Origin of the sequence: uncultured Capnocytophaga sp. (assembly GCF_937936315.1) — a bacterium.
In the GTDB taxonomy this organism is placed as follows: Bacteria; Bacteroidota; Bacteroidia; order Flavobacteriales; family Flavobacteriaceae; genus Capnocytophaga.
Genome location: NZ_CALGWU010000057.1, coordinates 165,511 through 180,455 on the forward strand (window position 1 = coordinate 165,511; position 14,945 = coordinate 180,455).

Annotated in this window: 14 protein-coding genes; 4 read left to right on the forward strand and 10 right to left on the reverse strand. The window is 40.3% G+C overall.

The genetic code is table 11. From position 1 onward, the window contains the following. Positions 1–36 precede the first annotated feature (36 nt). Positions 37–1,662, reverse strand: a complete 1,626-nt coding sequence (locus Q0162_RS11655; protein ID WP_297891930.1) for a S8 family peptidase — start codon at positions 1,660–1,662, stop codon at positions 37–39. Between the two features lie 181 nt (positions 1,663–1,843). On the opposite strand from Q0162_RS11655, the gene Q0162_RS11660 reads away from it, so the two are divergent. From Q0162_RS11660 to Q0162_RS11675, 4 genes are read left to right on the forward strand one after another with little or no spacing between them, the layout of a single operon-like run. After that, positions 1,844–3,112 (forward strand): MFS transporter, encoded by a 1,269-nt coding sequence (locus tag Q0162_RS11660; RefSeq protein ID WP_297891932.1) that lies wholly within the window; start codon positions 1,844–1,846, stop codon positions 3,110–3,112. After that, positions 3,112–3,603, forward strand: coding sequence for a CYTH domain-containing protein (locus tag Q0162_RS11665; RefSeq protein ID WP_297891936.1), 492 nt, complete (start codon positions 3,112–3,114; stop codon positions 3,601–3,603). The genes Q0162_RS11660 and Q0162_RS11665 overlap by 1 nt, the downstream gene beginning before the upstream one ends. A gap of 57 nt (positions 3,604–3,660) precedes the next feature. After that, positions 3,661–6,297: a valine--tRNA ligase gene (locus Q0162_RS11670; protein ID WP_297891938.1), complete on the forward strand. Its 2,637-nt coding sequence runs from the start codon at positions 3,661–3,663 to the stop codon at positions 6,295–6,297. Positions 6,298–6,310: 13 nt separating this feature from the next. Further along, the gene (locus Q0162_RS11675; protein ID WP_264855023.1) at positions 6,311–7,126 is read left to right on the forward strand and encodes a 2,3,4,5-tetrahydropyridine-2,6-dicarboxylate N-succinyltransferase; all 816 of its coding nucleotides are present in this window, start codon (positions 6,311–6,313) and stop codon (positions 7,124–7,126) included. An 84-nt stretch (positions 7,127–7,210) separates the two neighbouring features. On the opposite strand, the gene Q0162_RS11680 is transcribed toward Q0162_RS11675, so the two are convergent. The 9 genes from Q0162_RS11680 to Q0162_RS11720 all read right to left on the reverse strand — a co-directional run. Next, complete coding sequence (locus Q0162_RS11680) at positions 7,211–8,776, reverse strand: hypothetical protein (RefSeq protein WP_297891943.1); 1,566 nt, start codon at positions 8,774–8,776, stop codon at positions 7,211–7,213. An 8-nt stretch (positions 8,777–8,784) separates the two neighbouring features. Then, complete coding sequence (locus tag Q0162_RS11685) at positions 8,785–9,591, reverse strand: RNA methyltransferase (protein WP_297891950.1); 807 nt, start codon at positions 9,589–9,591, stop codon at positions 8,785–8,787. 59 nt (positions 9,592–9,650) lie between these two features. Then, positions 9,651–9,848: a hypothetical protein gene (locus Q0162_RS11690; protein WP_002679358.1), complete on the reverse strand. Its 198-nt coding sequence runs from the start codon at positions 9,846–9,848 to the stop codon at positions 9,651–9,653. 94 nt (positions 9,849–9,942) lie between these two features. Continuing rightward, positions 9,943–11,715 (reverse strand): signal peptide peptidase SppA, encoded by a 1,773-nt coding sequence (sppA, locus tag Q0162_RS11695; RefSeq protein ID WP_297891954.1) that lies wholly within the window; start codon positions 11,713–11,715, stop codon positions 9,943–9,945. Between the two features lie 17 nt (positions 11,716–11,732). After that, positions 11,733–12,437: a phosphoadenylyl-sulfate reductase gene (locus tag Q0162_RS11700; protein WP_297891958.1), complete on the reverse strand. Its 705-nt coding sequence runs from the start codon at positions 12,435–12,437 to the stop codon at positions 11,733–11,735. Positions 12,438–12,441: 4 nt separating this feature from the next. Then, positions 12,442–13,221: a DUF3298 and DUF4163 domain-containing protein gene (locus Q0162_RS11705; protein ID WP_297891961.1), complete on the reverse strand. Its 780-nt coding sequence runs from the start codon at positions 13,219–13,221 to the stop codon at positions 12,442–12,444. Continuing rightward, entirely contained in the window at positions 13,214–13,882 is a 669-nt protein-coding gene (locus Q0162_RS11710) for a metal-dependent transcriptional regulator (RefSeq protein WP_297891964.1), read from the reverse strand. Before Q0162_RS11710 ends, Q0162_RS11705 begins: the two co-directional genes overlap by 8 nt. 58 nt (positions 13,883–13,940) lie before the next feature. Beyond that, on the reverse strand, positions 13,941–14,468 hold the full coding sequence (locus Q0162_RS11715) for an acyl-CoA thioesterase (protein WP_297891965.1): 528 nt from the start codon (positions 14,466–14,468) through the stop codon (positions 13,941–13,943). 4 nt (positions 14,469–14,472) lie between these two features. Further along, on the reverse strand, positions 14,473–14,945 hold a 473-nt coding region (locus Q0162_RS11720; RefSeq protein WP_297891967.1), incomplete at its 5' end, for an SPOR domain-containing protein.

Genomic DNA, 14,945 nt, shown 5'->3' on the forward strand with positions numbered 1-14,945 from the left:
GCCTTAGGGCAGCTTTTTTTATGAACTATTATCTGATTATTTCAATTTAACGTTTGCCATTTTTGCTGCCATTATTACAGCGTTTTTAGCATTTACGATAGTTCCAGTTGTAGAAAGTTCACTAAAGTTCTTTTCTGGACGTTTTTTACCATCGCCTTTATCTTCACCTACATATACACTCATATTCACTTTCACCCCTGAATCCATAATGATTTTCTTCACTTGAGCTGCTGTAAGGCTAGGGAAGTAAGAACGCAACAAGGCTGCTACTCCAGCTACTTCGGGTGAAGCCATTGAAGTACCTTGTAAGAATTGGTATTTGTTTTCAGGAACAGTAGCGTAGATTTTTACCCCTGGAGCAAATACATCCACATTGCGTTTGCCGTAGTTTGAAAATTCGGCTACTAAATTCTTGTTGAACTGATAGTTGAGAGCTCCTACAGTAAGGAAATTATCAGAGATTTCTTTTTTGTTTACCTCATCGTTAGGATAAGTATCTTTCACATCGATATCTTGAGAATCGTTACCTGCAGCGTTCACAATCAATACATCTTTAGAAGCTGCGTATTTGATAGCGTCGTACACCCACTCTTTGTGAGGAGAAAAACCTTTACCAAAGCTGGTGTTGATTACTTTAGCACCGTTGTCTACTGCATAGCGCAAAGCAAGAGCGATATCTTTGTCGTATTCATCGCCATCAGGAACGGCGCGCACAGCCATAATCCACACGCTATTAGCTACACCATCCATACCGATACCATTGTTGCGTTCAGCACCGATGATACCTGCTACGTGAGTACCGTGAAGAGCTTCATTAACATCTGGACCTATTACATTGTTGTTGCCGTAATATTTTTTAGAGAAGTCGTTTTCGTCGTCTTTCAAGATAGTTTTACGTGGATTAAAGTCTAATCCCAAGTGATATTTGAGTTTGGTATCGAAATAGTCTACACCCTCTTTCAATTCTTTTTTAATTTCTTCATTGTCGTTAGCGCGAGCCAAAAGTTCTTTCATAAAGCCTACCATATCAGTAGTCATCGCGTCATAAGATTTTCCTTTAGTAGCACTTTCGATATCTTCTAGGGTGTAGATATCTTTTCCTACGATTTTGCGCACAGCGTTATCAGCAAAGTCAGCTGTTTCAGTAAGTTGTTGATAGAAATCCTTATTGCGTTTGGTTTCAGAGGCTTCTTTTTCGTACTCTTCTTTAGCGCGAGCATAATCGGGATTTTTAGTATCTTTAGTTTTGTAGATACGGGTCATTTCGGTATTTTCTTGAGTGATATTACCGAGGAAGTTCCATCCGTGGATATCGTCTACATAGCCGTTTTTATCGTCGTCTTTGCCATTGTTAGGGATTTCGGCAGTGTTTGTCCAGATCACATTTTTAAGATCTTCGTGATTGATATCTACACCAGAATCTACCACCCCTACGATAATTTTTTTAGGAGTAAGATTTTTTAGGAGGGCATAAGCCTCATCTAAATTGATACCAGGGAAATTTTGTTTAAACCCTTGGTGAGGCCAACCTTTAAGCTCGTCATCACTGTATTTTTTGTCAGAAGAAACAGTGGTTGGTGCCTTATCTAAGGCACTTTTAGTAGTACCGCAACTCGCTAATAGCAAAGCTGCTGAAGTAGCTAAAATAAATGATTTTTTCATTCTTTGTTAATTATGATTTTTTTGAGTTATATGAAAAACTTTTGCAAAGGTATAAATAAATAGCAAATGAGCAAAACTTATTTTAGGTTAAAGACTTAAAAGTTTGTTAATTTCTAAAATAGTCGTACATTTGTCGGATTTTTTTAACAAACACATAAAAACATATTAAACAACAACTGTTATGAAAAAGAAAAATCCTATTACTTGGGTGCCTACCACCTATTTTGCTATGGGGCTACCCTTTGTGATGTTATCTTTAGTTTCTCCTATCATTTTCAAAGATTTAGGTGTACCCAATGAAACCATTGCTTTTTGGACTTCCTTATTAATTCTTCCGTGGTCGCTTAAGCCTATCATCAGTGTGATAATGGAACTTTACGGCACTAAAAAACAATATATTGTAATTACTGAAATCGTATCGGCAGTAGTTTTTGGCTGTATTGTTTTCTCATTGCCTTTGCCTAACTTTTTCAATATGTGTTTAGCGCTGATGGGACTTATCGCACTAAGTGGTTCTACTCACGATATTGCAGGCGATGGGATGTATATGGAACAATTAGATTCGGCTACTCAAAGCTTTTATTCAGGCTGGCAAGGAGCTTTTTACAACTTAGCCAAAGTACTCGCTAATGGCGGACTCATCTTCTTAGCGGGCTGGTTAGTAAACTCTCAAGGAATGAGCATTGTAGCCTCTTGGCAGTTGATTCTGAGCATTTGTGCAGCTATACTCGGTTTAGTAGGTTTATATCACTTCTACGCGCTTCCAAAAGACATAAAACCACAAAAAGAAGGTAGTTTTAGTGAAAAATCGGAGGAGTTATGGCGTATTTTTGCCGATTTCTTCCAAAAAAAACATATTCTCTTCTATCTTTTCTTCATTTTCTTATATCGTTTTGCCGAAGGTTTGGCAATGAAAATAGCTCCATTATTCCTCAAAGATGAGCTATCAATAGGAGGTTTAGGACTCAGCAACGAACAATACGGATTAGTGTATGGTACAGCAGGTACTGTAGCCTTCATTTTAGGCTCTATTGTAGCAGGATATTTTGTATCGAAAGTGGGGCTTAAAAAGGCTTTGTTCACTTTGGCGTGTGCTTTCAATATTCCGTTTGTAGTCTATTTGCTTTTTGCTTATTTTCAACCTACCCACTTACCTACTATCGCTATGGGAATTGTAGGCGAATACTTCGGTTACGGATTTGGTTTTGTAGGTCTTACCCTCTTTATGATGCAACAAATAGCCCCTGGTAAATACCAAATGGCACACTACGCTTTTGCAAATAGTTTGATGAACTTAGGGGTAATGATTCCAGGTATGATTAGCGGTTTCTTAAGCACCTACTTAGGATATCAACATTTCTTCTTGTTAGTAATGATTTGCACTATCCCAGCTCTTTATATGACGTGGAAAGTGCCATTCACTTACGACAACTACAAAAAAGAAAAGTAATGTTACAAGAAATAGAACGCAAATTCAAGGTAAAAAGCAACACTTATAAAGCACTCTCTACTAAGGCTATACGCATTACACAAGGCTATTTGAGCTCTGTGCCAGAGCGCACAGTGAGAGTGCGCATAAAAGGCGACGAAGCATTTCTCACTATAAAGGGCAGTAGCAACGAGAGCGGCACCACGCGTTTTGAGTGGGAGAAAGCCATTGCAGTAGCCGATGCTGAGCAATTATTAGCTCTTTGTGAAAAAGGAGTAATTGACAAAACACGTTACCTTGTACCTTGTGGAGACTTGTGTTTTGAGGTAGATGAGTTCTACGGCGACAATGAAGGATTAGTGATTGCCGAGATAGAATTACCCTCTGAAAACACCCCTTTTGAGCGTCCTGAGTGGTTAGGCGAGGAAGTAACCAATGAGGCGCGTTACTACAATGCCATGCTCAGCAAAAATCCCTATAGAAATTGGCAAACTGAAATAATTGAGAATTGATAATTGTTAATTGTCAATTAATTACTACCTTTGCGCCTTAAAATTGACTCATTAAGTATGACAGAACCTAAAAAATACAATCCTACAGAATTAGAAGAAAAATGGTATGCCTATTGGCTTGCCCACAACTATTTTCACTCAACCCCCGATGAGCGTACCCCCTATACTATTGTGATTCCGCCCCCTAACGTTACAGGGGTGCTCCATATGGGACACATGCTCAACAATACCATTCAAGATGTACTTATCCGCCGTGCTCGCCTCAAAGGATTCAACGCTTGCTGGGTGCCAGGTACCGACCACGCTTCTATTGCAACAGAAGCCAAAGTGGTGGCAAAACTCAAAGAACAAGGCATTAAAAAATCCGACCTCACTCGCGAGGAGTTCCTCGTACACGCGTGGGAATGGACGCATCAATACGGTGGGGTAATCCTCGAACAACTCAAAAAATTGGGTTGCTCTTGCGACTGGGAGCGCACTAAATTCACTATGGACGAGGAGCTTTCGGCTTCGGTTATCAAAGTGTTTGTGGATTTGTACAACAAAGGACAAATATACCGCGGTCACCGTATGGTGAACTGGGATCCAGAGGCTAAAACTACCCTTTCTGACGAGGAAGTGATTTATGAAGAACGTCAAGGATTTTTATATCATTTAAAATATCAAATTGAAGGGACAAATGAGTACCTTGTGATTGCTACAACGCGCCCTGAAACGATTTTTGGCGATACGGCTATCTGTATCAACCCTAATGATGAGCGTTGGCAACACCTGAAAGGCAAAAAGGCTATCGTGCCTATCTGTAACCGCGTGATTCCGATTATTGAAGATGAGTATGTAGATATGGAATTTGGTACAGGTTGCCTGAAAGTAACTCCTGCTCACGACCCTAACGACAAGGTGTTGGGCGACAAACATCAGTTGGAAGTCATTGATATTTTTAATGATGATGCAACCCTTAATCACTACGGCTTGCACTATGCTGGCAAAGATCGCTTTGTAGTGCGCAAAGAGATAGTAGCCGAATTAGAAGCAAAAGACTTACTCGCTAAGAAAGAAACCTATACTAACAAAGTGGGCACCTCAGAGCGTACCAAAGCTGTGATTGAGCCTCGCCTTTCCGACCAGTGGTTCCTAAAAATGGACACCCTTATCCAGCCTGCTATCAAGGCGGTATTGGAAGACGAAAGCATCAAGCTATACCCTAAAAAGTTCGAAAATACCTATCGCCATTGGGTAGAGAACGTACGCGATTGGAATATCTCACGCCAATTGTGGTGGGGACAACAAATTCCTGCTTACTACTACGGCGAGGGCAAAGACCAATTTGTAGTAGCCGAAACTAAGGCAGAAGCCCTCGCTTTGGCTAAAGAAAAGAGTGGCAATGCTCATCTTACTGAAGCCGATTTGCGACAAGATGAAGATGCCCTTGATACTTGGTTCTCGTCTTGGTTATGGCCAATGAGTGTGTTCAACGGTATTTTAGAGCCTAACAATCATGAAATTGAGTATTATTACCCTACTAACGATTTGGTAACAGGCCCTGATATCCTTTTCTTCTGGGTAACCCGAATGATCGTAGCAGGTTTTGAGTACAAAGGCGAGCGTCCGTTTAGCAATGTATACCTCACTGGACTCGTACGCGACAAGCAACGCCGCAAGATGTCTAAATCTTTAGGCAACTCACCCGATGCCCTCAAACTCATCGCCGATTATGGTGCTGATGGTGTGCGCGTGGGGCTCTTGCTATCATCGGCAGCTGGTAATGACTTGTTGTTCGATGAGGCTCTTTGCCAGCAAGGAAAAGGATTTGGCAACAAATTGTGGAATGCTTTCCAATTAGTAAAAAGCTGGCAAGTGGATAGATCGGTAGCACAACCTGCAGCTGCTCAACTCGCTTTACAATGGTTTGAAGCGAAGTTCAACGCGGTACTCACCGAAGTAGAAGACCATTTTGAGAAATACCGCATCTCCGATGCTCTAATGGCAATCTATAAACTCACTTGGGACGACTTCTGTGCTTGGCTTTTGGAAATGGTTAAACCCGAATACGGCAAACCAATGGACAAAGCGACTTACGAGGGCGTGGTAGCCGCTTTTGAGAATTTACTAAAACTCCTCCACCCCTTTATGCCATTCCTTACTGAGGAAATATGGCAAAGTTTAGCACCTCGTACCCCTGAACAAGCCCTTATCGTGGCTACTTACCCAACAGTACAGCCGTACGACGAAAAATTGTTAGCAGAATTTGATTTTGCTGCCGAAGTGATAGCAGGTATCCGCACGGTGCGTAAAGAAAAGAATATACCTTTCAAAACACCGCTTAGCCTTTCGGTATTAAACAAAGAGCAAGTGAGCAACCGCTTTGATGTGGTACTTAGCAAAATGGGCGGACTTGAGACTATTGCCGAAGTAAGCACAGCTATAGAAGGCGCAATGTCTTTCCGCGTAAAAGCTAATGAGTACTTTATCCCTATGGGGGGAGCGGTGAATGTAGAAGAGGAACTCAAAAAGCTACAAGAGGAACTCACCTATACACAAGGCTTTTTGGCATCGGTGCGCAAGAAACTTTCTAATGAGAAGTTTGTAAACTCAGCGCCTACCCAAGTAGTAGACAACGAGCGCAAAAAAGAAGCTGATGCATTAGCGAAAATTGAAACACTTGAAAAAGCGATAAAAGCAATTAACAGTTAACAATTATAATAAAATGGAACACTTAAAACAAATGATAGATGAGGCGTGGGAGAATCGCTCTCTGCTTCGTGAGGAAATCGTTCAACAGACTATCCGTGAGGTAATCCATCTCTTGGATTTAGGTCAGTTGCGAGTGGCCGAGCCTACTGCCGATGGCTGGAAAGTAAACGAATGGGTGAAAAAAGCTGTTGTGCTTTACTTCCCTATCCAAAATATGAAACCCGTAGAGGTGGGTATCTTTGAGTTTCACGATAAGATTCCGCTCAAACACAACTACGACGAGAAAGGAGTGCGCGTAGTACCTCCTGCTGTAGCACGTCGTGGTGCTTTTATCGCCAAAGGCGCTATACTGATGCCTAGCTATGTGAATATCGGGGCATACGTAGATGAAGGTACAATGGTAGATACTTGGGCTACTGTGGGTAGTTGCGCCCAAATAGGCAAACACGTGCACCTGAGTGGTGGTGTAGGTGTAGGAGGGGTATTAGAACCCTTGCAAGCAGCTCCCGTGATAGTAGAAGACGGAGCTTTCATCGGGTCGCGTTGTATCTTGGTAGAAGGAGTACATGTAGGCAAAGAAGCGGTACTTGGTGCTAATGTAGTGCTTACAGCCTCTACTAAAATTATTGATGTAACGGGCAATGAACCTAAAGAACTGAAAGGCTATGTACCAGAGCGTTCGGTAGTGATCCCTGGTAGTTATACGAAACATTTCCCTGCTGGCGATTACCAAGTGCCTTGTGCCCTTATCATCGGGCAGCGTAAAGCCTCAACCGATAAGAAAACTTCACTAAACGATGCTCTAAGAGAATATGGAGTTTCTGTTTAGGTAACAAGTAACAGGTAACAGATAACAAAAAAGCTGTCTAACATTTCTTTGTTAGACAGCTTTTTGTATTTCATTTTTCGTCAATTAAAAAAAATATTCTTTAAATGTCTTTATATCGAGATAGCCTTTTTTGCCGTCCTTGATAATGCGAAAGAAAGAGCGAGTTTCGGGTTCTATAGCACTATAAGTAGCTGTTTTCTGCTGAGGATAGATACCTATTTTACCATTTAGATAGAAATAGATAAGTCCGTTATCTTGTTGTTGTATATGGTCGTAGGCAATAGGCAATAGTTCTTTACCTGTAAGGTAGCTGTCGGCATATTTGCGAACCTTTTTTGAAGAAGAAACATCTGAATCCTCTTCTTTATAAGGGCTTTTCATATCAAAATCAATATCATATTCAAACAAGCCGTATTTACCATTGCGCTCTACTCTCACTATTTCTGGGTGAGGATAATTATCCCCTACAACTTTATTCACATTCCATTCTACACCTATGTTCCCCTCTACAAAAGTCAAAGTTTCATCAGGGCTTCTATCGGTTAGATAAAAGCGTTTATCGGCATAGGAACGTGTTGCTCCTCTTAATTGATATAGCATATAATGAGGTTGTGCCGTGTTTAGGCTATCTTTTTTAAGAGTGTAATAACTTCTGCTAATGGTGCCACATAACCCATAATAGAATGACGAGAGTTTTCTTAAAGGCTGACCTTCATTAGAATAATAATAAGCTCCTTTATCGGTAAGTACCTCAAACTCGTTATCTCTATCAGACAACAGATGAATTACTTTCACATCTTTAAGTAATTTAGATTGTAAATTGTATTGATATAAGCTGTATTCCTCCCCTTTTTGGGTAATGAGCATTGTCCTTGTGTAATAAATAGAGTCATAAATGCTAGGCAATATTTTCCTATTGAAAATATCTACCAGTTCATATCCTTCTTTTGTCCGCCGATGAGTCATAAAGTTTTCGGGGGTATAATCATCAAAAAGTGTGTTGTAATCAGGTTCTTTTTTTAGAAAAGAAGAAAGTTTGCTATAGCCTTTAGGAGTGTCGCAGAGTAATATAGTTTTGTGTTTTAGAGGAACTATAATAATCTGGTCATCATTTTTATCTAATAATATATAAATGTATTTATCACTTCCTAAGTTGAGAGGAATGAAAGAATAGTAATCTTTTTCTGGGTAATCATCTATCAAGTCTTTTTTAGAGAGGATTTCGTAAGTAAGTGCTAAGAAAGGGTTCACGATTTTTAGCAAAGCACCTCTCTTGTTGTCATAGAAACCTTGTTTGAGAGCAAATGATTTACCTATAAAATCAGAGGGGTGCGTGCGACGTATCTCTTTAGTATAAATAATTCCTTGTTCTCCTTTTAATATTTCACTTAGTGTCTGAGATTTTTCATCGCTGTAACAGACAAATTTAGATGTATATATATCAAAATCATCACACGATGCCTCTTCATTATCTTCCAATTCAAATTCTACCCTCAAAAAGCTATTTTTACCTTTTTGTATATAGAAAGATGGAGATGATTTTGAAGCATACGTAATAGCCTTTATTTGGTCAGGGGCTATTTCTCGTTCTTCTTGTGCGTTTGCCCACTGAATAATCAATAGGAGCAGTATAAAAGTGAGCTGTTTCATATTCGTTATTAGTTGTTCGTCATTACTCTTTGGCGTTTTGCCTCAAAGATGAGTACAGCAGCCGCTACCGATACATTCATAGAGTCGATTACACCTTCCATTGGGATGATGATATTTTGGGTACTATGCCTGAGCCATTCATCAGTGAGTCCTTGGTCTTCAGTGCCTACTACTATGGCTGAGCCTTCGCTAAACGACACTTCGTAGTAAGGCTTAGATGCCGTGAGAGCCGCACAATAACTACTGATGTTTTTAGCTTTCAGAAAATCAATGACCTCGGCAGTAGTACCTGTGGCGATAGACACCGTAAACACACAGCCCACACTGGAGCGGATGATATTCGGGTTGTAGAGATCGGTTTTAGGGTTGGCGATAATCACAGCATCTATATGGGCAGCATCGGCAGTGCGGAGGAGTGCCCCTATATTCCCTGGTTTTTCGGGAGCTTCGGCTACCAGTAGCAAGGGCTTTTTATTTTTGAACACCAAAGTATCTAAACCGTGTTTTTTCACTTGTACTAAGGCAATCACCCCCTCAGTAGAACTGCGGTAGCTTATTTTCTCATAGACTTCTTTGCTGATAGCTATAGGCGTTACTTTTTGGTCTGTATAACCAAGCAATTCCGTTAGTTGTTTTTCTGAAAAAATATCCGGCTGATATAGAAGATTTTCAAGACTATAGCCTCCTTGCAAAGCCAAACGTATTTCGCGCGCGCCTTCTACTACGCATAAACCTTGCTTCTTGCGTTCGCGTGATTTCTCACTCAAAAGAGCTATTTTTTTAATTAGGGGATTTTGAGTACTAGTGATGTTCATTTTTAGATAATAGGTAAGAGATAAGAAAAAGCTACCTACTTACGTAGGCAGCTTTATTATTATTTATCCATAAGCACCTTGCAGTGTGAAAGTTCGGGCTTATTTTTAGTGTAGGCATCGAGCCAAACTTTTAGTTCTTCTACTTCATAGGGCAATAGTCTATCTATTGCTTTTTTGAGTTCTTTGTAAAATAAGTTTGGATCGAAACTTACCTTTGATAAAATCATTTTTGTGTACTCAAACATTGCACGTTTCATAATAGATAGGTTTTAATGTTTTATTGTACAAATGTAGCTAATAAAAATGATATGAACAAGTTTTAAGATGTTAATTTTGTGTTAAAATCTATAACTATTTCAGTTTCACATCATATTCTAAACGGGCTTGTACCTCGCGTTGTTGGGCAATGCGTTTTATCTGCTGATATACTTCATAAGCTTCTACCCCCATTTCGTCACGCAAGTTATTTCCTCTTAATTGAGCTCCAAAACGGCGGAACATTGCCTTGAAATCCATCTCGAATACAGGATAAGAAATTGTGCGATACTCTTTAAGTCCGTTATCTTTAGCGGCGTAGGCAATAGCATCGTTGAGAGACCCCAATTCATCTACCAAACCATTAGCAAGGGCTTCTTTACCACTCCACACTCTTCCTTGTGCGATAGAGTCTATTTGAGCTACTGTTTTGCCACGCCCTTGAGCTACACGGTCTAAAAATACAGTATACACTTGTTCAATAGATTCGGTCATTTCTTTTCTGAATTGTTCAGTAGGCTTTTGATAAGGGCTATACCATTGAGCATTAGGGTGAGTACTCACCGTTTCGGCAGTTATGCCCCAATTGGTAGCTAAAGCATTTACGTTAGGAATCACGCCAAATACCCCGATAGATCCTGTAATGGTACCTTCTTCAGCAAAAATGCGATTGGCATTACAAGCTATATAATAGCCTCCTGAAGCAGCGTAATTACCCATAGACACATATACCTTTTTCTTCTTTTTGGTCATCTCTATTTCGCGATGCATCAACTCTGAAGCTAAGGCATCACCCCCAGGGGAATTGATGCGGAGGACAATTGCTTTTACTTCTTTTTTATCGGCGGCTTTTCGCAAAGCACGGATAATGGTTTCGTTACCCACTACTTCGGCACGCCCCTCGCCTTGCATAATCTCACCATCGGCATAGATAACCGCGATTTTATCTTTAGTTTTATTATTTGAGTTTTTACCTACCACTGCTTCGGCGTAATCTTCTATGTTGATAAAATCTACTTTATCAATACTCTTGCTACCGGTTTTGTCGCAGATGATTTTTTCAAACTCATCGCGGTAGAGGATATCGTCTACTAATCCATTGTTTTTAGCAAGTTGGGCATTGCGCCCATTTACATTTGTAGCAATTTCGTTGAGCTTTTCGACAGAGATGTTGCGGCTTTTGGAGATATCGGTAGCAATAACACTCCACATTGCATTGAGCAATTGAGAGATTTGCAATCGGTTGTTATCGCTCATCTTATTGTCTAAGAAAGGTTCTACAGCACTTTTGTATTTACCGTGGCGAATGACTTCCATTTGCACCCCTGTTTTCTCTTGCAAACCTTTGAAGAAAAGCACTTCGGAAGAAAGTCCCCGCAAAGCAACACTTCCCAACTGACTTATATAAATTTTATCGGCAACACTTTGGAGATAATAGTCGAGTTGAGAAATTTCATCGTTATAAGCTAAGACGAATTTTCCAGAAGTTTTGAAATCTATTAAGGCTTTGCGCAGTTCTTGAGCAAACGCCAAACCGCCAATATTACCCGTACTTTTGAGGTAAATACCCTTGATACGTTTATCGGTTTTGGCATTTTGAATAGCTTTAAGGGTAGTGTTCAGTCCGTTGTAAGACTGAGAGGTATAGTCGAAATCCTTAAAACTAACACGCTCACCATAATCGGTAAGAGGCTCGTTGAAAGCGAGTTCTAATACTGAATTGTCTTTCACGGTTATTTCTTCACCTGAAGAACTTCCTACTACTGAACCTATCATCACAGAAATGAAGACGAGGAAAAGGAGAAGGCATATTCCCATAGAAATAAAGAATCCGAGAATTGTAGCTAAGAGGGTTTTGAAAAAAGTCATATTATCAATTTGTCAATTTATTTGTGTTCGTGGAGACCGCATTCCTTTTTGCTATTGCTTTCCCACCACCAACGTCCGGCACGAAAATCTTCACCTTCTTTGATAGCGCGGGTACAAGGAGCGCAACCTATGCTCACAAAACCTTTGTCGTGCAATACATTGTACGGAATGTTGTGTGCTTTAACAAAGGCTTTAGTGTCCTCGAAAGTCCAGTGGAGTATAGGGTTATACTTAAAGAGCTGAAAGGTATCGTCCCACTCGAGTATAGGGAGATCTTTGCGGGCTGTACTTTGATCAGCACGGAGCCCTGTGACCCATACCTTTTTACCTTTGAGCGCTCTACCAAGAGGTTCTACCTTGCGGATATGGCAGCACTCTTTGCGGAGTTCGACTGAGCGGTAGAATGAGAGAGGTCCATTTTTATGGACGTATTCTTCTATATCGTTAGTTTTGGGATAATAGGGCAAGATGTGTGTGTTGTAACGTTCATCGGTGCTTTCCCAAACTGAATAAGTTTCGTTGAACAAGCGCCCTGTATCTAAAGTAAAAATACTGATAGGGATTTGGTTTGCCAAAATGAGATGTGTAACAGCTTGGTCTTCCAATCCAAAGCTAGTAGAGAAGACAATTTCATTAGGAAATTGTTCAGCTAAAAAAGCGAGACCTTCTATTTCAGTTTTTTGTAAGAGAGCGTTATGGAGTGTTGCTAATTGTTCTTTCATTATATTATTTATGATCGGCGAAAGTGAGGTAAGGCATAATCTCTTTGATAGGCACTTTCACTTCAAAAGGTTTATCTAAATAAGGTGCTATTTCAAAAGGATCGTAGTACAAGATGAGAGCATCGGCAGCAATTCCCATTTTGTTAGGAAGGCAAAATACTCCATCTTCAAAATCTATTTTTTTATCGGCTAATTGATTTTCAGGAGCGTTTTCTTTTGCTTTTTTGAAATAGCGTTCGGCAATTTGGGTTACTTTTTGTTCGTCGGTAAAGAGGTTTTCATTAGTAATTACCTCTCCATTATCGATGGAAAAGTGAGTAAATACTTTAGTTTGAATAGGTTGAGATTCTCCTGTAAAGGCGTATCGGTTAGAGACTAACGAGAGCATTTTATTATTCTGCCACATGATGCTATCGGCAACGATAAATTCGAAAGCGGGGAGTTCGGGGAAGTGACCATGGAGTTTGTAGTAATCGTTACTCAAGCTATCTAGAGCTTTTTCTATACTGATGCCTTCCACTTGCAAAGTATCCTCATTAGATAGGAGGAAGTTAGCAATTTGCATTTCTATTTCTTTGTTAAAATTTTGTGCAAATTCGCTATTCCCTTTACAGTGCAAATAGTTTAAGCTCACTGAGAAGCAATCGTCTTCGCAATTTTCTTCGCTACGTTCTATTGTTTTCTCTTCAAAGTGGAGTTTGCTGAAATAATTATAGGTGCAGTAAGCTCCAGCTATTATTACAGCAATTAGGGCTATCATGAGGGTTAGTTTTTTCTTATTCATTTTCTTTAATATTTCCATTGACATATATATTTCTGCAGACCATTGCAGAGAGGTTGATATGTTTATCATTTACTAGTAGGAACATAGAGTCGTCAAAAGGTTCTTTGCTGAGTACTTCTATTTCGTCGCCCAAAGCAATATTCATTTTGTTGAGATATACCAAAAACTCCTTAGAGGTGTTCTTTACTGCTGCACACACTCCCTTATCGCCTTGCTTGAGTTCGCTTAAAAGGGTTTGGATAGTGGTAGTGAAAACGCCCTCTTTATTAGGGATTGGGTCGCCGTGAGGGTCTTTTTGGGGAAATCCTAAGAAAGCATCAAGGCGTTCTATCAATTTTTCGGACTGTATATGTTCGAGTTCTTCGGCTATTTCGTGGACTTCATCCCAAGAAAAGTTAAGTTTTTCTACTAAGAATACTTCCCATAATCGGTGTTTACGTATGATAGCAATGGCTTTTTGAGTACCTTTTTTAGTGAGGGTAACGCCTTGGTATTTTACGTAGTTGATCAGTTTTTTATCGGCTAATTTTTTGATCATATCGGTTACCGATGAAGCTTTGTTATTCATCACTTCGGCAATAGCATTGGTACTCACCGCTTCTTTAGTTTCGGCATAGAGATGAAAGATAGCTTTCAAGTGATTTTCTTCTGATAAGGTCATTTTTTCTTTGTTTTTAAGACAAAAAACCGCCTTTTACAATGGCGGTTCTACTATTACATCAACTATTTTCTAACTCGGTGAATAGGGCTTTTAGCTCGGTAGCATCGTGAGGAGAGAGTTTACCGGCAATCACCAAACTGAGTTGGCGACGTTGTAAAGCGCCTTTGTATCGCTCTTTTTCGAGGTCGGTTTCAGGTTCTAATTCTGGTACTTTTACGGGGCGACCATTCTCGTCTACCGCTACAAACGAGTAGATAGCCTCAGTAGCTTTGGTACGCTCACCATAAGTATTTTCCATCCACACATCTATATACACCTCCATAGAAGAGGAGAAAGCGCGTGAAATAGCAGCTTCTACGGTTACTATACTTCCTACGCGTATGCTATGAGTAAAGGCTACGTGGTTTACCGATACGGTAACTGTAGCGCGCCCAGAGTGGCGCTGAGAAGCAATACTTGCGGCTCTATCCATACGAGCAAGGAGTTCGCCCCCAAACATAGCGTTTAGGTGATTAGTTTCGCCAGGTAGTACGAGGTCGGTGAGTATAGTACGTGAATCGGAAGGTGTTTTTTTATTTGGTATCATTTTTTTATGGTTGAGTGAGTATCCATCCGCCGTCGAGTTTTTTCTCTTGTTTAGAGGCTTGCACTTCTCGTTGTTGTAGTCTAGCTTCATCTATTAAGTCAAACCCTCCATAGCTCACTTGATATAAACCTTTAGCATTTACTCCTAATATGAAAGCATTAGGATATCCTATTTTTCTAAGTTGCTGTACACGAGCTTGTGCGTTTTTCTCTGAACTAAAAGCACCTGCAATCACTTGGTATTTTTTGTTAGCCAAAGGAGATGGTTTGCTAGGGTTGCTTGGAGCAGTTGAGCTAGTAGTTTTGGTACCTGCTGGAGCTTGCGTAGGCTTAGTACCTGCTGTGGCTTGTGTAGGTTTAGCGCCTGCGGTAGCTTGTGTAGGTTTAGCGCCTGCGGTAGCTTGTGCAGGTTTAGCGGCTGCAGTAGCTTGTGCAGGTTTAGCGGCTGCAGTAGCTTGTGCAGGTTTAGCGGCTGCAG